Source organism: Clostridium sp. J1101437_171009_A5, from assembly GCF_015547905.1.
Classification (GTDB): Bacteria; Bacillota; Clostridia; order Oscillospirales; family Oscillospiraceae; genus Pseudoflavonifractor_A; species Pseudoflavonifractor_A gallinarum.
Genome location: NZ_JADMVY010000003.1, coordinates 280740 through 304677, shown reverse-complemented (window position 1 = coordinate 304677; position 23938 = coordinate 280740). Strand labels below are relative to the sequence as shown.

30 protein-coding genes are annotated in these 23938 nt (G+C 45.7%); 13 read left to right on the top strand and 17 right to left on the bottom strand.

The features are described from left to right. Positions 1-157 precede the first annotated feature (157 nt). The 14 genes from I2C21_RS06910 to I2C21_RS06835 all read right to left on the bottom strand — a co-directional run bounded on the left by I2C21_RS06910 (position 158) and on the right by I2C21_RS06835 (position 9824). Positions 158-1027, bottom strand: coding sequence for a zinc metalloprotease HtpX (locus tag I2C21_RS06910; protein WP_002588966.1), 870 nt, complete (start codon positions 1025-1027; stop codon positions 158-160). 49 nt (positions 1028-1076) lie between these two features. Further along, positions 1077-1340 (bottom strand): DUF1292 domain-containing protein, encoded by a 264-nt coding sequence (locus I2C21_RS06905; protein WP_002304397.1) that lies wholly within the window; start codon positions 1338-1340, stop codon positions 1077-1079. 16 nt (positions 1341-1356) lie between these two features. Next, positions 1357-1611: a hypothetical protein gene (locus I2C21_RS06900; protein WP_002588965.1), complete on the bottom strand. Its 255-nt coding sequence runs from the start codon at positions 1609-1611 to the stop codon at positions 1357-1359. Between the two features lie 9 nt (positions 1612-1620). Continuing rightward, complete coding sequence (locus tag I2C21_RS06895; protein WP_002304399.1) at positions 1621-2661, bottom strand: hypothetical protein; 1041 nt, start codon at positions 2659-2661, stop codon at positions 1621-1623. Between the two features lie 19 nt (positions 2662-2680). Beyond that, the gene (locus tag I2C21_RS06890) at positions 2681-3550 is read right to left on the bottom strand and encodes a hypothetical protein (RefSeq protein WP_002578944.1); all 870 of its coding nucleotides are present in this window, start codon (positions 3548-3550) and stop codon (positions 2681-2683) included. Positions 3551-4643: 1093 nt separating this feature from the next. Next, positions 4644-5189: a P-loop nucleotide/nucleoside kinase family protein gene (locus I2C21_RS06880; protein ID WP_002304402.1), complete on the bottom strand. Its 546-nt coding sequence runs from the start codon at positions 5187-5189 to the stop codon at positions 4644-4646. Positions 5190-5236: 47 nt separating this feature from the next. Continuing rightward, complete coding sequence (locus I2C21_RS06875) at positions 5237-5398, bottom strand: hypothetical protein (RefSeq protein ID WP_002304403.1); 162 nt, start codon at positions 5396-5398, stop codon at positions 5237-5239. Position 5399: 1 nt separating this feature from the next. Further along, positions 5400-5672 carry an antitoxin gene (locus I2C21_RS06870; RefSeq protein WP_000301765.1) on the bottom strand — a complete coding sequence of 91 codons (273 nt, stop codon included), beginning with the start codon at positions 5670-5672 and terminating at the stop codon, positions 5400-5402. Positions 5673-5688: 16 nt separating this feature from the next. Next, positions 5689-5904 (bottom strand): peptide-binding protein, encoded by a 216-nt coding sequence (locus I2C21_RS06865; protein WP_001835296.1) that lies wholly within the window; start codon positions 5902-5904, stop codon positions 5689-5691. A 91-nt stretch (positions 5905-5995) separates the two neighbouring features. After that, positions 5996-6850, bottom strand: coding sequence for a ParA family protein (locus I2C21_RS06860; RefSeq protein WP_002594335.1), 855 nt, complete (start codon positions 6848-6850; stop codon positions 5996-5998). Positions 6851-6994: 144 nt separating this feature from the next. Continuing rightward, positions 6995-7279, bottom strand: a complete 285-nt coding sequence (locus tag I2C21_RS06855) for a topoisomerase C-terminal repeat-containing protein (RefSeq protein ID WP_073459356.1) — start codon at positions 7277-7279, stop codon at positions 6995-6997. Positions 7280-7424: 145 nt separating this feature from the next. Further along, positions 7425-8162, bottom strand: coding sequence for a 23S rRNA (adenine(2058)-N(6))-methyltransferase Erm(B) (gene erm(B), locus I2C21_RS06850; RefSeq protein ID WP_002292226.1), 738 nt, complete (start codon positions 8160-8162; stop codon positions 7425-7427). Positions 8163-8269: 107 nt separating this feature from the next. Next, complete coding sequence (locus I2C21_RS17770; protein WP_099323097.1) at positions 8270-8653, bottom strand: helix-turn-helix domain-containing protein; 384 nt, start codon at positions 8651-8653, stop codon at positions 8270-8272. A 34-nt stretch (positions 8654-8687) separates the two neighbouring features. Further along, positions 8688-9824: a tyrosine-type recombinase/integrase gene (locus I2C21_RS06835; RefSeq protein WP_002304408.1), complete on the bottom strand. Its 1137-nt coding sequence runs from the start codon at positions 9822-9824 to the stop codon at positions 8688-8690. A gap of 382 nt (positions 9825-10206) precedes the next feature. Between I2C21_RS06835 and I2C21_RS06830 the strand changes: the two genes are divergently transcribed. Then, positions 10207-10584: a helix-turn-helix domain-containing protein gene (locus I2C21_RS06830; protein WP_002578940.1), complete on the top strand. Its 378-nt coding sequence runs from the start codon at positions 10207-10209 to the stop codon at positions 10582-10584. Between the two features lie 162 nt (positions 10585-10746). On the opposite strand, the gene I2C21_RS06825 is transcribed toward I2C21_RS06830, so the two are convergent. Beyond that, complete coding sequence (locus I2C21_RS06825; RefSeq protein WP_002304410.1) at positions 10747-11301, bottom strand: ImmA/IrrE family metallo-endopeptidase; 555 nt, start codon at positions 11299-11301, stop codon at positions 10747-10749. A 51-nt stretch (positions 11302-11352) separates the two neighbouring features. Further along, on the bottom strand, positions 11353-11802 hold the full coding sequence (locus tag I2C21_RS06820; protein ID WP_002304411.1) for a helix-turn-helix domain-containing protein: 450 nt from the start codon (positions 11800-11802) through the stop codon (positions 11353-11355). 286 nt (positions 11803-12088) lie between these two features. On the opposite strand from I2C21_RS06820, the gene I2C21_RS06815 reads away from it, so the two are divergent. The 10 genes from I2C21_RS06815 (at position 12089) to I2C21_RS06770 (ending at position 19931) form a co-directional block, all read left to right on the top strand. Then, positions 12089-12652: a hypothetical protein gene (locus I2C21_RS06815; RefSeq protein ID WP_002304412.1), complete on the top strand. Its 564-nt coding sequence runs from the start codon at positions 12089-12091 to the stop codon at positions 12650-12652. Between the two features lie 262 nt (positions 12653-12914). Continuing rightward, on the top strand, positions 12915-13220 hold the full coding sequence (locus tag I2C21_RS06810; protein WP_002304413.1) for a helix-turn-helix transcriptional regulator: 306 nt from the start codon (positions 12915-12917) through the stop codon (positions 13218-13220). 517 nt (positions 13221-13737) lie between these two features. After that, a complete protein-coding gene (locus tag I2C21_RS06805; protein WP_002304415.1) occupies positions 13738-14142 on the top strand; it encodes a type II toxin-antitoxin system PemK/MazF family toxin in 405 nt (134 codons plus the stop codon). Positions 14143-14172: 30 nt separating this feature from the next. Continuing rightward, positions 14173-14385, top strand: a complete 213-nt coding sequence (locus I2C21_RS06800) for a helix-turn-helix domain-containing protein (RefSeq protein WP_477100006.1) — start codon at positions 14173-14175, stop codon at positions 14383-14385. Between the two features lie 117 nt (positions 14386-14502). Then, the gene (locus I2C21_RS06795) at positions 14503-15126 is read left to right on the top strand and encodes a helix-turn-helix domain-containing protein (protein WP_002304420.1); all 624 of its coding nucleotides are present in this window, start codon (positions 14503-14505) and stop codon (positions 15124-15126) included. A gap of 4 nt (positions 15127-15130) precedes the next feature. Continuing rightward, positions 15131-16504, top strand: coding sequence for a site-specific integrase (locus I2C21_RS06790; protein ID WP_002304423.1), 1374 nt, complete (start codon positions 15131-15133; stop codon positions 16502-16504). 85 nt (positions 16505-16589) lie between these two features. After that, complete coding sequence (locus I2C21_RS06785) at positions 16590-16895, top strand: hypothetical protein (RefSeq protein ID WP_002304425.1); 306 nt, start codon at positions 16590-16592, stop codon at positions 16893-16895. A 511-nt stretch (positions 16896-17406) separates the two neighbouring features. Further along, on the top strand, positions 17407-18153 hold the full coding sequence (locus tag I2C21_RS06780) for a class I SAM-dependent methyltransferase (protein ID WP_193535912.1): 747 nt from the start codon (positions 17407-17409) through the stop codon (positions 18151-18153). 132 nt (positions 18154-18285) lie between these two features. Then, entirely contained in the window at positions 18286-19059 is a 774-nt protein-coding gene (locus I2C21_RS06775) for an AIM24 family protein (RefSeq protein WP_195278849.1), read from the top strand. A gap of 44 nt (positions 19060-19103) precedes the next feature. Continuing rightward, complete coding sequence (locus tag I2C21_RS06770; protein WP_195278848.1) at positions 19104-19931, top strand: TrmH family RNA methyltransferase; 828 nt, start codon at positions 19104-19106, stop codon at positions 19929-19931. Positions 19932-20009: 78 nt separating this feature from the next. Here I2C21_RS06770 and I2C21_RS06765 read toward each other — a convergent pair whose 3' ends face one another. Beyond that, a complete protein-coding gene (locus tag I2C21_RS06765) occupies positions 20010-21983 on the bottom strand; it encodes an FUSC family protein (RefSeq protein ID WP_195278847.1) in 1974 nt (657 codons plus the stop codon). Positions 21984-22261: 278 nt separating this feature from the next. On the opposite strand from I2C21_RS06765, the gene I2C21_RS06760 reads away from it, so the two are divergent. Further along, complete coding sequence (locus I2C21_RS06760; protein ID WP_101692324.1) at positions 22262-23020, top strand: DeoR/GlpR family DNA-binding transcription regulator; 759 nt, start codon at positions 22262-22264, stop codon at positions 23018-23020. After that, a complete protein-coding gene (gene pfkB / locus I2C21_RS06755) occupies positions 23017-23919 on the top strand; it encodes a 1-phosphofructokinase (protein ID WP_101692325.1) in 903 nt (300 codons plus the stop codon). Before I2C21_RS06760 ends, pfkB begins: the two co-directional genes overlap by 4 nt. The last annotated feature ends 19 nt before the right edge of the window (positions 23920-23938 follow it).

The following is a 23938-nucleotide window of genomic DNA, read 5'->3' as shown; positions in this document are numbered from 1 at the left end:
GAAAATCGTGTAGCCATCATCGGCAGATGATGTTCAAAGGGGATTGGGGATGCTTCCCCAACAAGCAAATTTGCGAAGATTGCACCGAAGGGAAAATCGAGAAAATGAGTGAACCTGTACAGGTTTACACTGCTTGCCAATTTGTGAGATTATGAATTTAGTATCGAGAATAGGGTACACCTAAATTTTGCAATGCTGCAACCCTATCATCGTTGCATGGATGAGTTGAGTATATTGCACTGAGAAAACCATCATGCGGAACATCTGAGATATGTTGGTCTAATACCGTCGCTAATTCAAGACCAAAACCAATTTTATAAGCAAATTCATCAGCCAGATACTCATTTTGTCTCATAGACCACATCAGAAAAAGCATACAGAACTTTACCCATAACCAAGAAAGTGCTGTTGATATTCCTGCGAAAACTGCGGTAATTATACCCATTACACCACTACGAGAGCATATTGCGAACAGCCCCATGATTGCAGAAAAAATCCAGTAGGATATTTTGATTAACAGGAGGCACCCGGATATAAATATATTGCCCCCGCCAATCAATAATTGGATAACAGTATGTCCGTATGAGAGATGTCCGATCTCATGGGCGAGAATTCCAAGTATCATATCATCGGAGAGTAAAAGCAATCCGTCAGTTATGCATAGTGTTTGCCTACCTAGAGCAAATGCATTTGGAGCAGGATCATGGATAATCTTCACTTTCACTTTTTTAGGACAGTATGATGTGTTCTCTTTTGCTTTATCTAAAACATATTGAACCAGCGGGACAACTCGAAGTTTTATATCTACTCTTTTTATATCGCTTGCTCCTGCGAAGGCAGCCAGGCACATTTCGCCTAATGGGGATAAGCTGATAGCTACTGTGAAAAAGTAAATACAAATCAGTTCAACAATGCTTCCTGACGAACCGAACACAGCAACAATCAGCAGAATATTAAGAGTAAAGAACAGAAGAGTTCCTAAGTTTGAGAAGCGAACAATTCTGCCTACACGATGCCAAATATCCATAATGCACCCCCCTTTTATCGTGTTGTTGGTTTGAGCTTGCATTGTTTAATTACTCAAATGTAAAGAAATCTTTGTTTCGCTCTTTGAACAGAGCAAAGACAGTCTCTAACACAAATTCGTTTTCAACACCAACATATTCTTCTGTTTCATCGTCAATTTCTTTCAGCTGCAAAATAACAACTTGCCCATCCGAATCTCCAATAGGAAGCAGGACAACATATTCGTTCTGGCGATACGGTATTAAGTCAAGAAATTCAAATTCAACTTCGTTCCCATTCTCATCATTCAAAGTTATAATGTTGTCTTCATCCATGTCGTCGTTCCTTTTCTTAATATAAATAATTATCGTTGATAATGATGCCTAATAGTTCAAAGAGATTATCCTTTTTGGAAAGAATGCATTTTTTCATGGCTTGTTTAATTTGTTCCGTTGAAATGCTATCAGGCAACATTTCCCTTGGGACACCATGACCGAATTGCCGAAAATACTGTTCTTCGATTTCATAATACTCATTATCAATTTTCGGTTCAGGTGTATTAAGGAAGCTATTCATAAAATCTGCAACGCTCTTGTTTTTGTCCATTGTATGCACCTACCTTTCTCTGCTCAAGACCCTAACATGATTATCTGGTCTAATAGAATCAATCATTGAAGAAAAAATACCAAACGCTGTAGGAAAGAAATTTGCTAATAGCTCTAATTTGCCTTGGTCTCCCATAGACGCTTCAAAAAAGTGGGCAAAGGCTTCTGCTTGTAGATTGCCCGGTCTCGTCCAATAGTTCCTTGAGTGACCATAATTTCCGTGCAATTGACCATTTGTTGTCGCATCAATTAAGTCCGAGAAGGAGTGAGCTGAATCCTGCCTAATACGGGTCAGAAAAGCAGTTTGCTTTTCCACTGGAAGATTGTTATATAAGCTCAGGATTCTTTGTCCGTCCTCAACCAGTGCCTCAGCAAATTCTGGAGTATTGGATAGATTGCTCCGATAGTTGCACGAAGCATGGTCGATCATGTGAGCAAGCTCGTGGAAATAAGTTGTTCCTGCACCTCTTGGATTTGTCATATCAGAAGCTGCATTGTAGTAGACTCCTCGTGAATGCCCTATATAATTTCCCGGTGAGTAATGTGCTGTCTGATCCGGTGGATATTCAGAATCTTGTATCATCAGTTTACCAGCGAAATGGTCAAACACTTCTCTGACATTCTGCTCTGCATTTTCATGGCGTTGTGATATAACAGCGATATATCCGTCTGGTGTGCTACCTTGGGTTAGCACGCCAAGGCAATACTGATAAGACGAATTACCAACATTAGGTGTTTGCAGACCCTGGAGGAAAGAATTTCGTGCAGAAGGAGTGTCCAAATTAACATTATCATATTCTTGTACACTTTTGGCAAGTGAAGCAACGTATTTTTCGGCCTGAAGCATAATCTGTAAAATATCATTCAGGGCTTTGTTGCAATCTTTTACGATAGTTCCCAGCTCATCGTACTTCTTGTCATTCCATCCAATTCCCAATTGCTGATATTTCATCTTCACAGAACTTCTTGTAGTTTCGATAGAAGAAATGGAGGTCCGCATATTTTTCAGTATTGTCAGTAATTGAGTTGCATCAGCATTTACGTTGCTCAAACACTCACCTCCTCATTTGTTAATCATTTCGAGTGTAGCTACCTGTTACTAAAACCGGGATATATGTATCAAGCGATTGAGCTGCAAGTGTTCGATGTCGCCCATCACTCTGAAATACATAATAAGAACCTACCTGCGCAACCTGGACAGGATTATTGTAATAGCTACGAATGGTATCATCTAACACTGGGTTTTGTGAAAGCTCATCCAAAGACATTCCTGACTCAGTATTTTGACGAACATCTTGGATGTGCGAAGCTCGCCTTAGAATGTTTTCTCTCGACCATCCCTCTCGACCATTCCGTGTCCAAAATCCTTCCGGGTTCCCAAGTTCTCGGTCACTGAGATAAACTCCTTCAATATCCCTTGCTCTAACGTATACGAGTTCTGGATTTTCATTTCGAGAAAAGGTATAGTTCCCGTTCTCCCAATAATCTCGATATTCTTCATAGTGATTTCCACGGGAAAAATATCGTTCAGCTGATAGTCTGTCTTGAACAAATGCAAGATTAGAACCAAAGGTATTTGACTCAAAGGTGGTTGTATCTGCACTTGATGGTGTAACAGCAAAACTACTGGTCTGAGGTGTGCTTGCAGATATTCCATTTGTAGATCCTAGTTGAACACTTTCGTATTCACTAAGGCTCTTGGCGAGTAAAGCCACATATTTTTCTGCTTGAAGCATAATTACCAATATGTCATTGAGAGCCTTGTTGCAGTCTCTTACAACCACGCCCAACTCGTTGTATTTTTTATCTTGCCATCCAGCACCTAACTGTTCATATTTCATCTTTACAGATTTTTTGGTAGTTTCGATGGAGGAAATGGAATCCTGCATTTTTTTCAGCATTGCGAATAGCTGAACGGAGTCAGCATTTACCATACTCATTTCATCACCTCCTGGCAGCGGATTTTGTGAAGTGCAAAGCGGCGATGTGTCAGGAAAGTCTGACACATCACTGCTTCGGCAAGATTTAATTTAGAGAGGAAAGAAATTGTTCCAACTCAGCAGCGGTCGGTGCAATGTACGGTTTCATCTGGTAAGTATCCTTAACACCGTCTGTGAAGTATACGCTCCTTTCTTTTTTCGTTTTGTTGGTTCATTTTCGCCAGTGTGTTCGTGTCGTTTGCTGTGACGAGAACGCAACATAGACACAAAGAAAACACAAGGGCGAGCTTGCTCGTTTATATACCCTTGTGTTTTCGACTGGATATGTTAAGGTAACAAACAGTAAATGACACGTTACAGACTGCAAAATGTACCAACTGAAAAAAGAAAGAATACCGTTGTGTGCTTTATTTCTCGATCAGCTTTTCAAACATGAGGAAAGGTTTTTATAAAAAAAGAGTAGTTACCGTTTTTTGGTAACTACTCTTTTCCTTTTTTAAGGTTTAAAGTCCTGGAAGTTTAGGTGTTTTGGGTATTGGTGGTGTAGGTAGCTGCAAGCTTTCCAATTTTTGTTGAATTGCTTTAAATTCAGGGGTTTCTTGGTGTTGATTTTGAACCATTTTTTGCTCTATTCTCTCCAAAGTCGGTTGAATTTCTTTCCCTGATACTTTACGATTTAATTCTCTTTCTAAGGTCTCTTTCGGACTAATGGAAGGCGTTTCTAAACTTGAATAGAAGTTTCACTCCTTCTCTATTATAAAGCCTTATATCGCTAAATAAGCCCGTTTTATGAAGGGTTTCTAAGCTGAAATGAACGGGTTTACACCCGGCCTTGACCTCCGCCCGCTGTCCCGCTGAATGGGTGGACAAGGCGGCCAATCCCTCAAAGTGCTTGGACGCTCTCTTTCTGATTTTGGAGCGTTTCTTTTCTAAAAATTGAAATGGGCGGGAAGCCATTTTAGGGCTTTCCCGCCTTGATTACTTTTTAGCAAAGACGGGCGTGACTGTCAACGGCGGCGCATGAAATGCGCCGTTCATCTTGACCGTTGACTGGCTCGGCTGGCTTTGCTATCTTCCTGACAAATGGGAATGTCTAAGATAGTAAAGACGTCCCACATGCAACTCTTTCTTTTATTGCGGAAACCGTATCTTTAATTGTGAATGTAGTTGTGTCTATGACATTTGATTCATATATCCCCAAACCGGAAAATTGCTCCCACATTGTTTCCACTAATTCAATATTTGTTTTTCTATCTAATTTTGAGCGTTCCACAGCTCGCTTCATAGTTTCTTTTTTACTCGCTCTTAATACAATATAGTGTACCTCGTAATCTTCTTGGGCAAGAGCTTTCCATGGCTCCAAAAACCATGGCCCGACAATCCCATCTACAATTACATCATATCCGCCACGAGCATATCGCTTTGCAGCTTCTAAAAAGGCTTCAATGACAACCAGATTTTGCTTGTTGGATTCTGGCAAATGTGGTGGTATTGCGCCTTTGCTTAAGTAATGAAAAAAGTCATCGGTGTGCATATGCACTGATTTATCCATATCTGATTCCTTTGCGACAATTGACGCAGTTGTTGTTTTTCCTGTCCCCGGTGAGCCTGTAATCACAATAATTCTTCCTTGATTCATCTGTATTTTCCCTCACAATTTGAATTTATCACTTTGTTCCTGCCTGCTCAATCATCTTCTTCGCAAACTGGTTTTCCCTGACCCTGATTGCCCACCAAGTAAAAAAGCGGTTGGCGATTCAACCGCTTTTTTACTTGAACCAATTCTTCTAAATTATCATTTAAGCGATTCTCAAACTGTTTGTCAGTAAAATTGACTATATTTGCCATATTAAGCCACTTTCTCTTTATTCAAAACTTGTTTTGAGTAACGATTCATTGACCGCCAATACTCATGAACGGCTTGTAATTCTTCTAAAGAATAATCAAAAAGATTTACACGTTTTGCAAGCTTTAATTGGTTTAATAAATTGACTTCCAATAATTGAGAGTCATTTTTATTTAATTCATGGTTCAAAACATAGTTTAATACTCGATTATAAACGCTTGCCGATAATTCGTTAATGATCTCTATTTCAAATGTTTTTTCATACGTAACTGCCATTTCATTTTCACTCCTTTTAAAGTTTGTCAGGTAAATATTTCCGTATATATTCTTCTAAGGCTTGATCCATAACTTCTTTTACGTTTCCGCCATTCTTTGCTGTTTCGATTTTTATGATATGGTGCAAGTCAGCACGAACACGAACCGTCTTATCTCCCATTATATCTTTTTTTGCACTGATTGGTGTATCATTTCGTTTTGCTTTTTGTGCGCCTAAATTTCCCACAATCACTCACTTCTTTCTATTTCTTCTTATTCTTATTTTATCATCAACAATCACAAATCACAAGTGATTTGTGATTAATCACTTGTGATTTGTGATTCTATTCTTTTTCGTTTTCTAATTGAATGATTCGCTCAAGCATTTCAAAAAATACGTTCTCATACATGGATAAAACTTTTTTGTCATAGCCTTTGTGTTCTGTAATTCCGTTTTTAGACCAGGTACTTACTTTATTACTTCGCTTGATAATATTTTGGAAAACCAAGTTATCTTCTTTATGTTGCTTGTACAGTTCTTCCAGGTTTGATTTTATCGTTGCGCTGTCCGTATCAACTAAATAAGGAACAAAACCGATCATATCTAGTCCAGGGTTAAACTGTTCTTGTAAATCAATCAAATAGGAAATATAGTTTTGAATGTTGTTTGTACTTTCTTCTTCTGCTTGTAAAGGGATCATAACGTAATCACTTGCCACGATTGCATTATTTGTATAAACGCTTGGCGTTGGTACAGTATCAATAATAATGAGATCATAGTCACTTTTTAAAGGTGCTAAAAGAGTAGCAAGCAATCTACTTTCATTTTCAAAAGTCCATGAGCGAGTTAATTTTGGCAGTAACATCAAATCAAACGTGCCAGGGATCAAGTCTAAATTATCAGTCAAATGAACAATAGAAGAAGCCAAGTTTCCATTTTTCAGTCCTTCATAAAAATTAACACGTGGCAATTCTACCTTAAATGTTTTTGCTAAGTCTTTTGTCAATGTTGCTTGTAAGTCCTTATCGATCATTAAAACTTTTAAATTAAATTTGTCTGTCAAGTAAGCAAACATAGTCGATAATTTTGACTTTCCAACACCACCTTTAAAATAATTGTTTAAGATAACAATCGCTTCATTTTTACTGTTTAAAATACGTCTTAATTCTTCAAGTATTTTGAGTTCTTCCTTCTCCATAACTACGCCCCATTCTTTTTTTGTATAGTAATATTGTATCATTAGGAATCACAAATCACAAGTGATTTGTGATTAATCACTTGTGATTTGTGATAAGTGATTTGTGATTAATATATAAAAGCCCTCTTTAAAGGGCTTTTATGCTTATTTTGAAAAAGAGATAAAATCAATATATCCCTTTTCTCCGATTTTTACAACGGCATTGTAGGACTTTCTATCTTTCGTTTTGATTCCTTTTACCAGGGTTTCTTTTCCCTCTAGTAATTCTTTTACATTTGTTTTGGTGAGTTTTTTCTTTCTAAAATGTTCAGCTAAAGTGAAGGTACATTCAGGATAATTTGAACAACCATAAAACGATTTTTTTAATACAATATTGTTGCCACACTTAGGACATTTTCCTACAAGGGGTCCCGAGCGCTTAGTGGGAATTTGTACCCCTTATCGATACAAATTCCCCGTAGGCGCTAGGGACCTCTTTAGCTCCTTGGAAGCTGTCAGTAGTATACCTAATAATTTATCTACATTCCCTTTAGTAACGTGTAACTTTCCAAATTTACAAAAGCGACTCATAGAATTATTTCCTCCCGTTAAATAATAGATAACTATTAAAAATAGACAATACTTGCTCATAAGTAACGGTACTTAAATTGTTTACTTTGGCGTGTTTCATTGCTTGATGAAACTGATTTTTAGTAAACAGTTGACGATATTCTCGATTGACCCATTTTGAAACAAAGTACGTATATAGCTTCCAATATTTATCTGGAACATCTGTGGTATGGCGGGTAAGTTTTATTAAGACACTGTTTACTTTTGGTTTAGGATGAAAGCATTCCGCTGGCAGCTTAAGCAATTGCTGAATCGAGACTTGAGTGTGCAAGAGCAACCCTAGTGTTCGGTGAATATCCAAGGTACGCTTGTAGAATCCTTCTTCAACAATCAGATAGATGTCAGACGCATGGCTTTCAAAAACCACTTTTTTAATAATTTGTGTGCTTAAATGGTAAGGAATACTCCCAACAATTTTATACCTCTGTTTGTTAGGGAATTGAAACTGTAGAATATCTTGGTGAATTAAAGTGACACGAGTATTCAGTTTTAATTTTTCTGACGATAAGTTGAATAGATGACTGTCTAATTCAATAGACGTTACCTGTTTACTTATTTTAGCCAGTTTCGTCGTTAAATGCCCTTTACCTGTTCCAATTTCGTAAACGGTATCGGTTTCTTTTAAATTCAATTGTTTTATTATTTGGTTGAGTACTTTTTCACTCGTTAAAAAGTTTTGAGAATATTTTATATTTTTGTTCATGTAATCACTCCTTCTTAATTACAAATTTTTAGCATCTAATTTAACTTCAATTCCTATTATACAAAATTTTAAGATACTGCACTATCAACACACTCTTAAGTTTGCTTCTAAGTCTTATTTCCATAACTTCTTTCATTTGGGAATAATTCAAGCTGGCGAATCATATAATGTGTACTTGGAATGTAATCAAAATAAAACAATAGTGCTAGATATAAACTCCATGGAATTGGGCGTGTCCGATTTTCGTAGGCACTATAAGTTTGTCGTGAAATACCAACAGCCGAAGCAATTTCTTCTTGTGATGCACCAACTTTTCCTCTGAGTGCGGGTAACTCAATCGCCAATTGAGTGGCCAAGTTCTCTTTCTCATCTTTACTAAAATTCCAAAACTGCTTATAAGCATCTCGCCCTACAAATTGAATCAATAAATCTCCTCCTGGGTATACTCTTTCGTAGAGTACATTACTCCACGAAAAAACACCGCCAAACACTGAAAACTCAGCATTATTTGACGGTGTTGACAATTTATTTGACGGCTAATAAATCAGAAAGCCGTTGCATATTTTCTCTTTTTAAATCCATGGATGGGTGTACATAGCGATTCATTGTAATATTCACGCTGGCATGACCCAATATTTCGCTGAGACTTTTTACATCGAATCCAAGCTCTATGCACCTTGTAGCAAATGTATGACGTAACGAGTGATAATTTGCGGAGGTGATTCCGCTGTTTTTCAATACCTTCTTAAAATGATTTTGCATGGTTCTTGGTTCTAATGGATTCTGATCGCTATTGGTTAGGATGTAGCCAGTAGAAGAAGCTTTGTGTGCTGTAAGAATAGTCATTAAGCCATGGGGTACTGGAATAGTACGGATGGAGCAAGCACTTTTTGGTGTGGTAACAACAATCCTTGTCTTGTATTCACTGTTGGTTCTATCTTGGATTCTCTGGAGCGTTTGATGCACGTGGATTGTGTAATCTGAGAATGAAACATCTTCCCATCGTAACGCACAAATTTCACCTACTCTGAGACCAGTGAATAAACATACTAATATACCAATATTGCAGGAATCAAGATTAGAATACAAGTATTGGCATAATTTTTCCTGTTCAGCACGACTCAAAACTCTCATTTCCTTCGTTTGACGTTTTATCTGTATAGATCGTGCGTCACAAGAAATGGCTTTCCCGTTTCGGGTGGCAAATTGTAAGACATTTCGAATTAGAGATAAAATATCTGAAACAGTTTTAGAGGAAAGTCCATTCTCCTTTAATCCACCAGAAACAAGGAAAAAATTACACTGCGTTTCAATAAACTCGTGTGTTATATCACGCAATTGTTTGCTTCCGAACACAGGAAGTATATACGAGCTGAGAAGATTCCTATATTTGTTGCTTGTAGATTCCTTCACTTTAGGACATATAGCTTGAAACCATTCCATAGCAACCTGTTCAAATTGATCTGAGCTAATTTCTGGATCGACAGTGACAGAATTACTCGTGCACGAACTTTGACTGATAAGTTTTGCCTTGACTTCTCGATATGACTTTGCATAAACATAACCGTAATTGGCTTTGCCTGTAGAAGATCGGGACTTAATGTATCTTCCTTCCCATCTGCCGTCTTTCCTTTTGTAAATATTTTCTCCTTTTCGTGCCATAAGGTACACCTCCTTCAATATGACTATAATTCTGACGGCAAATTGTGACTTTGGAACTTTCTAAGATGGATTTTTGTGCAAAACCTCGTGTTTTATGTCCCTAACATATTGACAAACAGTGCGACAATTTGTAAAATAAAGATATAAACTAAAAAAAACAGAGAAGAATGCGATTCGTGGAGTAATGTACTCTACGAATTTTTTATTTTAAAGAACCTCAAGATAGCTCATATTGTCGTCTTGGGGTTCTTTTCATTCTATCATTTAATGCAATCTGCCTATAAAATTTTATCATATTGCATTTATAAATGCAACTTGCACCCGATGTTGGTTGTTGAGATTTTTGGTACATTTTATAATGTATAGCAGAATCATACACAGCATGGAGGTGATTGAAACGCAACCGGAAATTGATTACGTTAAGATTGGTCAGCGCATTAGAGCTGCCCGACTGGAAAAGGGTTATAGTCAGGCTGATTTGGGTGCGTTGGTTGGTTGCTCGAACAATCATATGAGCCATGTTGAAGTTGGACAGACGAAAGTTTCTTTGGCAATGCTTCTAAAACTGGCATTCGTCTTGGAAAAGAACTTTGACTATTTTTTACTGGATACCCCATATGCAAAATGCGACAGCATCATTGATAATGAGATTGCTGCAAAACTGAAAAAGTGTAATGTAACAACATTGATAACCGTAGGAAAGTTGATTGATGTCTTGATTGACCAGCAAGAGATGATAAAAAAAGCGGAGCTTGATTGATATAATGAAAAAGAAGCCCATTGACGGTACAGAGTGAACTGCTATGGGGTTCTTTTTTGCAGCACAATATACTGATTCTTTAAGAAGCAAAAAGTCCACCAGTCATGATGCACTACGCATCGTACTGGTGGACTTTTTCTGTAAAGATATAAAAATAGATATTCATATATCGCCATAACCAATGTCGTTATCGTAGGCATGAAGATCTTCTTTCAGGAAATCTGCTTTACGAATATACATCGAATTTACCAGCTCTCCTTTTTCGTGGAGCAGGCTGAATTTGTAGTCTAATAATGCTGCCGGTACATAGAGCATTTTAGCCGTTTCAAAAAATGTGTGTTCCGAAAGGCATTCCAGGACTTTCCCATCTTCTAACAGAAGCTCCGCCGCAAAGAAGTTTGCTTCATTTTCTTCGATTGATCTATCATCAAAAACTTCCATTTCTTGAAAGCCGTGCATCATAGCGATTTTTGTATGCAGGACAGCGTGTCCTAATTCATGTGCGACTAATATACGCTCCAGGATACCGTTCACATTGTGATCTATCACGATATTCTTTTGTCTGGACTGGTAATAGAAGAAGCCCTTCAATTTCTTCTGTAAATCGTAATAGTGGATTTTGATACCTAACAGCTGACATAGCTCGTAAGGGTCTCTGGTGTGATATTTTCGCACAAGCTTATCGACAGTTTCAATGATATGCTCTGCCGTTTTCATTTGCTTCACCTCCGAATCGCACACAGAAAACATATTCTGTGCTTGAGGATTTTACTCTTTATCTTTATGCTTTCTGTATTTCTTCGGAGTGTACTTTTCCCGTGCTGTTTTCTTAGAGTCCATATAAACTGACATAATCGCCTGGAAGAATACATCTTTTGCGTCCTCGTCCAATTCTCCACCGGCAAACAGAGAATTTACACGACCCAACACTTCCTGAGCTTCTTTTGCTCCTTTTGAACCGAAGTTTTCCTTTGCCTCTAAAATAAACATATCCTGATCTATATGGCTCTGGCTATCCGTTTCAGATTCGTCCAAAAGATAGGACACAGAGATATGCAGTGCTTCAGCAAGTTTTCTGATGTTGCTTTTTCTGGGGAGTGTTCCGAGCTGCTCATAGGTGTAAAGGGATCTTTCGGAAATGCCGGTCATCTGGGCAAGCTCCGTTTGAGATAGGTTCATAGCCAAACGAGCTTCTTTAATTTTTTCTCCAAATGTCATGGTAGTATCCTTCCTTTCAAAAAATATTTATTCGTAACTTCCGATTATTTGTTGACAAACTTCTGGAAAATGCTATAATAAGAATCATAACAGAAGTTTTAATTCCACTTAATTATATATCGGAACTTTTATAAAGTCAAGAACTTCCGATTTCACTTCTGTTATTTTAATCAAATATCGGAAGTTATAGTCATTCTTGTCCCATGGTATTTGTTTCCCTTTAGCCAAGTGACAGGAGTTAGAAAGGAATTCTTATTTTATGGATTAGGCTGAAAGGAGATTCTGAATGAGCAGATATAATACACAGGTATTAAGCAGTATTCGAATGCTTTGCCGGATGCAGAACATTGACGAGAAGGTTCTGTATGAAAGAGCAAAGCTGATTTTATCCATATATCGAGAGGTGTGCTGGTCTACCATTGATCGTGCGAATGATGTATGTGATACCCTTATTTGTACTTACGGTGACAGCTTAGATGGTGCATTGATTTATCTGGAGAACTTTGCTCCGGATGAAGCGAGAGAACGATTTGAAGAACGCATTCGCAGCTTATTTGAGACAAAGTGGATCATTGAACTGGTAGATATGGCTATGTTGAAAATCAGAGAATATCCAGATAAAGGCGCTCTGTACTGTGAGATTATCTCAAAGGCATATCTCAACCGCTTCAAGTACAGGGAATCAGAAATGCTGGAGGTTTTGAATATGGAACGCAGCACCTACTATGACCGAAAGAAAGAAGCGATACTGTTATTTGGTCTGTCACTTTGGGGAACAGCCATTCCTAAATTGAAAGATTTCCTGGAAAGTGCCCGGGAGGAAGAAGCATTGTGTTATTGTGAATGCTAAGACAGGATTTTAGTCCGACTAAAATCCGATGAAAATACGACGGTTCCCCTACTGAAAGTCCGACTTGTCCAGTGTTAAAATGGCTATGCTGGGAGATAGCGGCATAAAATTGAATAGAGAGAGTTACGCCTCGTGCCTGTAATGGGTACGGGGCTTTTTTTATACCTGCCTATTTTCCCCCATAATTAACACAAAGGCATGAACGAGAGCTTGGAGTAATTTACTCCGGCTCTTTTTTTATGCCTGCAAGGAGGACAGGCAGATGGCAAAGGGTATTGAGAATCGGGCACGATCTCCTCCCGCTGTTTTTGATTTTGCAACTTCACAAATTCAAAAACACGGAGGAACGAAAATGTATTACGACTTGGTTGAAAGCGGAAAAAGAATTAAAGCCTTGAGAAAGGAACATGGGCTTACACAGGAACAGCTTGCGGAGCAGTTAGGTGTTGCCGCAAACACCATTGCACGAATTGAAACCGGCAACAGAGGTATCTCTATTGATTTGGCAATCGAACTGGTTGTGCGCTTTGAGACAACCCTTGATTACATATTTTTAGGTCGTGAATAACCTCAAAACTATACCTACGAGGCAATAAAAACTTGCATGAGGAACAGGTACAATTTAGATACAGCCAAAGAAAATCGGCTGCTTGATCCTTGAAAACTGAATACACAGTCATCGAATACGTTCCTGTTGCCGGTGCGAGAGCATCAGCCACATCAGCGGTACGCCGAGACGTATCGGATAGAGAAACAGAACGACTTTCTTCTATAAATTAAGCGCTTGTCTCTCTCCCGATGCCAGCGATCAATACTGGCTTGTAAATATTGGGTTGCTCCCAATACGGCCATGAAAGCAACAGGATTAAAGATACTTCTCTACGGAGCTGGCGGAGAACCCGGCAGAGGTTAGATTCCTATGGAACTGATTCGCAATCAGTCGTTCGGTGATTCCCTGAGGGCGTAAGCCCTCTTTCCCAGGGGTGCGTGGCAAATATGGGACACATAGACTTTTGGACTGACTGCCTGATTCCTTTCTGGCAGTCAGTTATTACATAGCCAACGAAAGGAGGTCATGGCACATGATGAAAGAAAATTGGGTATATTGCCGTGGTGATATTTATTGCGCCAAGCTGGACCCGGTAGTTGGGTCGGAACAAGGCGGCATCCGTCCGGTTATCGTCATTCAGAACGATACCGGTAATAAACACGCTCCCACATTGATTGTGGCAACGGTCACCACCAGAATCCATAAGAAAGCGAATATGCCGACGCACTTTGTTATTTACGACAATCCTGCATTCAAAGAAGCGTCCGTTGTTCAGCTGGAACAGATTCGTACCATTGATAAAAGCAGGATTGATAATTACTTAGGTAAGGTAACGCCCCGTGAAATGGTAGCGATTGAGAAAGCCTTATCTGTCAGCCTGGCAATGGAACAGCTGAAAAAGCGTTCCCCAAAACATAAAGCAAAGAGAGCGAAGGAGTGAACATAAATGTTTGAAGAAAGAATCGCTGCCATGAATCAGCGCACCGAAGAAGCGATGGCTGCTAACGCAGTTCAGTTTGATAAGAGAACCTATACGGTTGATGAGATTCAGGATATTCTGGGCATCAGCAGAACCAGCGCATACAACCTTGTGAAAAAGAAAGTTTTCCATAGCGTCCGCATCGGTGGCAGTATCAGAATCTCCAAAAAGAGTTTTGATGAGTGGTTGGATCATCAAATGTAAAATTTGTCAAGGGCGTCGTACAACCCGGCGACAAACTTCAAAACATATTGAGAGTTCGATAAAATGTAGCCATGACAAGAAACACATGGCTACATTTTTTACATAGGAGGTTGTACGATGGCGGAAATGAGAAAACGCACGAGTATGTCTGTTCTGGAAATGGGCAGGATGCTCGGTCTTGGTAAAACGGAGTCATACTGGCTCATTAAGAAGAATTACTTCAAAACCATTCTTGTCGGCAACACCATGAGGGTGATGATCGACAGCTTTGAAGAATGGTATGCCAATCAGTTCAAATACCAGAAGGTCGATGGAACCCCTCCCGGCGAGGAATTGAAGAAAACTACATATTCAATGGAGGAGCTTGGACAGCGCCTTGGGCTGAAAGAAGCGACTGCTTACGAACTGGTTGCCAAAGGGCATTTTGATGTGGTCGATGTCCTGGGCAAGCGCAGAGTGACAAAGGAGAGCTTTGAAAGATGGTATGCTTCTCAAACCGATTACCGCACGGTAGAGGATCAGGAACTGGATGCAGATATTATGGCATCCACCTACGGTCTGCCGGAAATGGCAAGAATGCTTGGGGTACATCGTCAGACCATTTACTATATCGTTGCCAATGAAGATTTTGAGCTTATCAAGGTTGGCAGGTATAAGCGAGCTACCAAAGAGAGCTTTGAAAAATGGTATCACAATCAGACCCGCTACCAGTTAGCGGAAGATAGACAGGAAAGGAGCTGATTACATGGCATCTATCGTTAAGAGAAAAAAGAAGTATTCTGTGGTTTATACATACACCGATGAGAACGGCAACAAGCGTCAGAAGTGGGAAACCTTTGAAACGAATGCCGAAGCAAAGAAAAGGAAGTTGCAGGTTGAATATGAGCAGGAGTCCGGAACCTTTATTCCCCCTTCTGCTAAAACCGTCAATGATCTTTTGGATGAGTATATGTCAATCTATGGTGTGAACACCTGGGCGATGTCTACCTATGAAAGCAGAAAGAGCCTGATTGCAAACTATATTCGTCCCCTCATCGGTGATATGAAGCTGGAGGATGTCACGCCGAGAATCATGGACAAGTATTACCGAGATTTGCTTTCTGTCAAAGCGGTTTCTTCTAAGTATGTAAAAGCCCGTACAGAATATCTGACTCCGCATACTGTCCGAGAGGTTCACAAGACATTGCGAAATGCTTTCAATCAAGCGGTCAAGTGGGAATTGATGACCAGAAACCCTGTGGAGCACGCTACGCTGCCGAAAGAAGAACACAAGACCAGGGATATCTGGACAGCAGAAGTGCTCCAGAAGGCTCTGGAAGCCTGTGACGATGATATTCTTCGTCTGGCTATTAACCTTGCCTTCTCCTGTTCCCTGCGAATGGGCGAGCTTCTGGGGCTTACCTGGGACTGTATTGACATTTCCCCCACCAGTATTGAACTTGGTCAGGCAAGCATCTTCGTTGAAAAGGAGTTGCAGAGAGTAAATCGTGAAGCGATGGCAGATCTGGACGGTAAGGACATCATGTTCAAGTTCCCACCGACCTTCGCCAGTACGCATACCGCATTGGTTCTCAAAACTCCTAAGACCAAAACAAGTGTCCGCAAGGTGTTCTTACCGAAAACCGTAGCGGAAATGTTGGTACAGCGAAAGGCTGACATCGAAGAACTGAAAGACCTTTTCGGTGACGAGTTCGTAGACTTCAATCTGGTTTTCTGTTCTTCCAATGGCAAGCCGATTGAGGGGCAGGTTATCAACCGTGCTTTCAATAAGCTGATTGAGGAGAAGGGACTGCCGAAAGTGGTTTTCCATAGTCTCCGACATTCCAGTATCACTTACAAGCTGAAGCTGAACGGCGGCGATATGAAATCCGTTCAAGGCGATTCCGGTCATGCACAGGTCAAGATGGTAGCGGATGTTTACTCCCATATCATCGACGATGACCGCAGACTGAACGCTGAAAGAATGGAAGCTGCGTTCTACTCAGGCAGACAGGCAACGCCTGAGCCGGTTCAACCAGCCGCAACGGAAAGCTCCGCTGATGATAAAGAACTTCTTCTGAAGCTTCTGCAAAATCCGGAAATGGCAGCACTCCTGAAGTCGCTGGCAAAAACATTATAGTAACTGCAAGGGCAGATCCTTTTACATAGCTACAATAGCTGTAAAAGGGTCTGCCCTTATTTTTTTGTTATGGAGGTCAACGAGTATGGATAGAATCTTTATGGACGAGTATTACGAGCATCTGAGAGCTGACAATATCGAGGCATTTTCCAAGGAAAGGAACGACGAATATGTTGGCAGAGCTGAGGAATACAAAGCAGCAAAGTCGGCATTGCTTGAAGGATTGGGACTTGAGCATTTGTTTGACCATAGCCATGAACTGACTCCGAAAGAGAAAGAAATATGGATGCTGTTCGATAGGGTTGATGTAGCAGAGCTTCTTGCAAGGGATGCTTTTGCCAAGGGTGCTTATATGCTCGGCGCTGAGGATAGAGAGATTATGCTGAAATAAAAAAAGACCTGCTTCGGCGGGTCTAAATTACATAGAATCATTGAGTCTGAAAAACCTTTGAAATTCTTAATAATTCTGGTTGAAAAATTCATTTTGAAATGATATATAAAACAGACTGAAATCTGTGTCTAAGGACACCCGCACCCTCACACGAGAATGAATAGGATTTCCTATCATTTCGCATCACGAGAAGTTACATAGTGACATTTACTTGCACTTGCAACGTCCACCAAAAATCGAAAGACTTGCTAATTTCGAGCCAATCGGACGGTGTAAAATCCCTCTGAATTAGCTATCACAGCGTAGTATCAGATGGGATTTGAAATGCTGAAAAACCTTGTATTTCCAAGCATTTTTAAGCATTAGATGCCACTTCCCGATGTCGTATCGGGTCTACTCCTAAGCGGAATGTAGTGCGTTCGAGTCGCGCCAGGGGTGCCACGTCGGAGCAAGCTTTGTATCGCTTGCTCCGGCTTTTTTATTCTCTTACAGAAAGGATGGGGTTCCCGCCATGCACGATCAGAACATCTATGATAATGAGGTCTTTTTTGAGGGTTACCGGAAGTTGCGGGAGCAGCCATCCGCTGCCAATCACCTTGTGGAAAAACCGGCGCTCTTTTCCCTCTGCCCAAACCTGTCCGGCAAGCGGGTCTTGGACCTGGGCTGCGGTTACGGGGAGAATTGCAGGGAATTTCTGCATCTGGGCGCGTCTCATGTGACGGGTCTGGACCTCTCCGAAAAAATGCTCCAGATTGCAAAGGCGGAAAATAACGCTGAACGCATCTCCTTTGTCCGCATGAGTATGAGCGACCTCTCCGCTCTGGATGGCACGTTTGACGTGGTGTTCAGTTCCCTCGCTGTACATTATGTGGAGGATTTTGACCAGCTGCTCGCTCAGATCCACCGGCTGTTGGCCGACGGTGGAATCTTTCTCTTCTCCCAGGAGCATCCCTTTACGACGGCCCTGCGGAAGGGTCCGCGCTGGTCCCAGAATGAGGACGGAACCATCAACCACTATAATTTGAGCGATTACGGCATTCCCGGTATTCGGACCACCACCTGGATCGTGGACGGTGTCATCAAATACCACCGCACCTTTTCCGACATCGTCAACGCCCTTTCGACCGCCGGTTTTCAGCTGGAGCAAATGCTGGAGCCGCTGCCCGGGGCAGATATTCTGGCACAATATCCCGCCTATCAAAAGTGTTATCATAAGCCGGACTTTTTATTGGTCCGTGCGAAAAAGTGTTGCGTATGATTGCAGTATAGCCGGACAGATTCTCGCTCCGCTCCCCGGCTTCTACTTGCACAATCCCGCAGCCTTGCCTATAATGAGTCTGACCCCATGGAAACAATACTACCATCATCATGGACGAATGGAGGCAGTACGATGTATCAAATCTCTAATTTTTTGGATAACGACGACGTTGCCGTCCTCTCGGCACTGGGCCCTTTCCAGGTCATCGAGTATCAGCGGGACCTGAGCGTAACCCCCAATTCCGCCATGCAGGCCTATTACTGCGCCCAGATGAATGTGAAAAAACGCCAGCTGGTATGTGATCTGAGCAAGGCCAATGTCACCATCCAGGCTGGCGCCATGCAGTGGATGCTGGGCAATGTGAATGCCACCACCGGCATCAAAGGCGTGACCGATCTGCTGGGAAAGGCCATGCGCGGCAAGGCCAGCGGCGAATCCACTATCAAACCCGAGTATACCGGCGATGGCCTTTTGGTCCTGGAGCCCACCTATAAGCACCTTCTTCTGCTGGACTGCGCCGACTGGGGCGGCAGCGTGGTGCTGGACGACGGTCTCTTCCTGGCCTGTGACAGCAATCTCAAGCACAAGGCTGTCATGCGCTCCAACTTCTCCTCGGCGGTGGCCGGTGGGGAAGGCCTCTTTAACCTGAGCCTCAATGGAAGCGGCACCTTCTGTATCGAGTCTGATTGCCCCCGGGAGGAGCTGGTTGAGATCACCCTCCAGAACGACGTCCTCAAGATCGACGGCAACTATGCCATCGCCTGGAGCGGCAGCCTCGACTTTACGGTGGAGCGCTCCGGAAAGAGCCTGATCGGTTCGGCCGCCTCCGGGGAAGGTCTGGTCAACGTCTACCGCGGCACCGGCAAAGTTCTTATGATGCCTACCGCAAAAATGCCCAATATCTGATCGCTTCACCGCCCCGGGCGGCTGAGCGGGGAAGGAGAACCCCTATGTCCCATATTATCGAGATAACCGATCTCAGCGCGCCGGAACTGGCGGTCTTTGCCCACCTCACCGAGGCCCAGCTGCGCAACCGGTTGGAGCCGGAGCAGGGCGTCTTCATTGCGGAGAGCCCCAAGGTCATCCGGCGGGCCCTGGACGGCGGGTGTGAGCCCCTCGCCCTCCTTATGGAGCGGCGCCATCTCACCGGACAGGGGCAGGAACTTCTGGAGCGCTGTCCCCAGATCCCGGTGTATACCGCCGACCGGGAGGTGCTGGCCCAGCTGACCGGCTACACCCTCACGCGGGGAATCCTGTGCGCCATGCGCCGTCCCTGGCAGGCAGAGGTGGAAACCCTGTGCGCCGACGCCCGCCGGATCGCCGTGCTGGAGGGGATCGTGGACAGCACCAACATCGGCGCCATTTTCCGCTCGGCCGCCGCGCTCCACATGGACGCGGTGCTGCTCACCCCCACCTGCTGCGACCCCCTCTGCCGCCGGGCCGCCCGGGTGAGCATGGGCACGGTCTTTCAGGTCCCCTGGACGTACATCGGCAGCGACTACACCCACTGGCCCCACCCCGGTTTGGAGCGTCTGAAGGCGCTTGGCTTCCGCACCGCCGCCATGGCCCTGAGTAACCGGTCCGTGAGCATTGAGGACCCCGCGCTCATGGCGGAGGAACGTCTGGCCATCATTCTGGGTACCGAGGGGGACGGCCTGGCCGCCGAGACCATTGCCCACTGTGACTACACCGTCCGTATTCCCATGGCTCACGGGGTGGACTCCCTGAATGTGGCGGCCGCCAGCGCGGTGGCCTTCTGGCAGCTACGCGCCCGCTGACCGGCGCTCCCGTTTTCCAACCATCCCATCGTATAAAAAAGGTCTCTGCACTTGCGTTCTGTGCAGAGACCTTTTTTCTTATTCCCGTTCTCTGGCCGCCTGTTCTACTCCGGCCAGCTGCCGGGAGAGGCCGTGGGCACTGGCGAGATAGCGGCCCAGTACATAGCCCAGGTCGCCCTCCTCCATTCCCGCCTCCAGCGAGAGGGCGTCCAGCGGTGGCCCCGGCCGGTCCATTTCCACACAGAGGGTACGGGCCAGCCGGTTCAGCCCCTGCCCCTGCTCCGGCGGGATAGCTCCCGCCTGGAGGAGATAGTGTACCTGCTCCAGCTCTGAGAACATATTCCACAGCGTGAGCAGAAGCGTACTGGCCTCTGTCCGCTCCTCCCCCTGGGGCAGTGTAAGGACGTAGCCCATGGCCGCGTCGTAGACCAGGTGGAACTCGGTCAGAATCTCACTGGAGAAAGCCGGGTCTACCCGCCCGCCCAGTCCCTGTGAGACCATATCCCAGTAGGTGGCGTGGAGGTGCGTCAGTGTGTGGAGATTGCTGCGGAACTGCTTCTCCCGCCGGGTGGGGACAAAGAAACGGTTGATCACCAGCACCAGCAGCACCGCCAGCAGCAGATAGAAGATCCGCAGACCGATGGCCACGGTGTCCTCCATGGTCAGGGAGGCCATGGTCACCGCAAAGGCCGTGGAGAAGATGGGGTGGACCCAGGTCCCGGGGGTGCAGCAGTACATAAGGGAGATCATCACAAAGGAAAAGACAAAGACACCAGGCACACCGGGCAGAAGGGGATAGACCACAAAGACCAGCAGACAGCCCAGGGCCGTGCCGATGGGCCGGGTGACCATCCGGTGGGCGCTCTCCTCATAGCTGGGCTGAATCAGAAGAAACGCATGGAGGGGGAACCAGTAGGTGTGTTCAAAGTCCCACAGGAGGCTGATGGTACAACTCACCGTCAGCACCACCGAAAGCCGCAGGGCAAAGCGCATCTCAAACCGCTCCAGGGAAAACCGCTCCCGCAGGCGGCGCCACAGTTCTCTTCCGCCCCCTCCTCGCCAGAGCGGGTGCCGGACCGGTCGGACCTCCCGCCAGTGCCGGAGCAGGAGGAGCATGCGGTGGAGAAAGCTCCGGTAAAAAATGCGCAGGCGCCCCTCGGGCAGAGGGGTATCGGCCAGCATGGCCTGGATCTGTTCCGCCACCGCGGCACGCTCCTCCGCGGTCTGGGCAGCACGCACGGCCCGGACCAGTCCGGCCAAGCCCTCCAGCGCCTCCCGCCGCTCCGGGGGAAGGACCTCCTCCTGCCAGGCCGCGTCGGACACCAGGTAGACTGCCCGCTGGAATAAGATCGCAAACATATTGTAAAAGAGTTTTTGGGGATCAGAGGATCCCGGGAGACGGTGGTTGCGGTATCCCATGCGGTGGAAGCTCTGTTCCAGCCCATACAGCTCCTTGCGCACCTCGTCGCTCCCGCCTTCCTCCGCCATGCGCTTGAGCAGAGCGGCCAGACGGTCCAAACTCTCTCCCACACTGTCCCGCTTTTTTTCCGTCCGGCCCCGCCACCATCCATAGCCCGCCAGGGCCAGAATGAGGGCCGCCGTACAGGCCGCCACCGCCAGAAGCTGTGTCCCCATCTCCTCCGGCGCAGGCGGCCGGAGCTCCAGAAACACAAAGGTCATGGCATAGCCGATATACCCCTTGGGCGCAAACTGGCTGCTCTGAAAAAAGACCAGCAGAAAGGGCACACTGAGATTCAGCAGTACACACAGCCATCCGCTCCTGGTGGCCACCATGGCCAATACGCACAGCAGCATGCACATGAAAAACAGGCGGACATAGTCGCCCAGTGTATGTTCCCGGTTGCGGCGCACCTGAAACAGGGTGGTCGTTCCAGACACTGCCATGGCATAGGCGCTGCCAAAGCAGACCGTGATCATCAAAAACAGCGCGATAAAAAAGAATACGGTGGGTCTGGCGCCCTTCCAGCGGCTCCGAAAGAGCTTGACCCCCTCACTCCATCGCAATCGCACCGGTAAATTTCCGTCCTTCATGCTTTCTCTCCTCTCCCGGCACGCGATCCTTTCTATCTTATCATACCACGCCGCTTTCCAGAGGAAAAGAGCGGGGTTTTGGGGGGCGGCGGGCATGGAGGCGGCTCTTTTCGGGGATGATAGCAGGAGAACCACCGCTTTGCACAAAAATAGCCTCTGATTTTTGGCGCCTTGACTGACTGAAAACGATTGTTTAAGATTGAAATTGATTGTAATTCTGCTATAATAGCATCAAGCAATAAAAACAAATCATTTCAGATCAAAAAGGAGGGTCTGCTATGTTGGCGGAAGAGCGGTTGGCCGCCATTGTCGCCGCAGTGGAGCAGCGGGGCGCCGCTACGGTGGCCCAGCTCTGTGAGGCCACCGGGGCCTCTGAGGCCACGATCCGGCGGGATCTGAACCTGCTGGACCGGCAGGGCAAGGTGAGCAAGGTCCACGGCGGGGCCGTCGCGGTGGGAGGACAGTTTGACCCGGAAGAGCCAGATCTCTCCACCAAGTCTCTGCTCCACATTGAGGAAAAGGCATCCATCGGACGGTACGCCGCCTCGCTGGTGTACGACGACGACTTTGTCTTTCTGGACGCGGGCACAACCACCCTGGCCATGGCCAACTGTCTGGGCCAGTCCGGCGCCACCTTTGTCACCACCAGCATCGCCTGTGCCCGCCGTCTGAGCGAGCTGGGCCGCAAGGTCTACATGGTGGGCGGCAGGCTCAAGCTGGGCACCGAGGCCATCGTGGGCGCGGAGGCCATTGCCGCACTGGAGCGCTACAACTTCACCAAGGCCTTTCTGGGAATCAACGGCATTGCCCTCCGGCAGGGATGCACTACCCCCGACGCAGAGGAGGCCGCAGTCAAGACCCGGGCGGCAGAGCAGGCCTACCTCACCTATGTGCTGGCCGACTCCAGCAAATTCGGCAAGGTGACGGCGGTGACCGTCCGTCCTCTCAGCCAGGTCTGTATCATCACCGACACGCTGCCCGACGAGAGCTTCCGCGCCCATGCCGTCATCAAGGAAGTAGGAGAAACGCACCTATGATCTACACCGTCACCTTTAATCCGGCCATCGACTATGTGGTCCGCATGGACCGTCTGGAGCCGGGAAGCATCAACCGCGCCAGCCAGGAGCTGATCCAGTTCGGCGGCAAAGGCATCAATGTCTCCACCGTCCTGGGCAATTTGGGAACGGAGAGCGTCGCTCTGGGTTTTCTGGCCGGGTTTACCGGCCGGGCCATTGAGGCCGGCCTCTCCGCCGCAGGAGTACGCACAGACTTTATCCACCTGCCGGAGGGATTCACCCGGATCAATGTCAAGATCAAGGCGGGGGAGGAGACCGAGCTCAACGGCCGGGGACCCGCCATTCCCCCGGAGGCGCTGGAGGCCCTGTTCCGCAAGCTCGATGCGCTGACCGGCGGGGATATTCTGGTACTGGCCGGTTCCATTCCCGCCTCCCTGCCCAGTGACATCTACGAGCGCATTCTGGAACGGCTGGATGGCCGGGGCATCTCGGCCGTCGTCGACGCCGAGGGCGATCTGCTGGCCAACGTGCTCAAATACCGTCCCTTCCTCATCAAGCCCAATCGACTGGAGCTGGGCGGTATGTTCGGACAGACCCTGGAGACACTGGACGAGGTCCGCGCCTGCGCCGCCAAACTTCAGGAGCGGGGCGCCCGAAATGTGCTGGTCTCCATGGCAGGGGATGGGGCCATCCTTCTGGATGAGACCGGCCGCTTCCACCAGGCCCCGGCAGCCCGGGGCACCGTACGCAACTCCGTGGGAGCGGGTGACTCCATGGTCGCCGGTTTCCTGGCCGGATGGCTTGATTCGGGCCAATATGAGTCCGCCCTGCGCCTTGGGACGGCCGCCGGCGGGGCCACCGCCTTCTCCGACGGTCTTGCCTCCCGGGACGCGGTCGAGGCCGTCCTCCGTACCCTCTGAGCATTGTTTCTTCAAACCT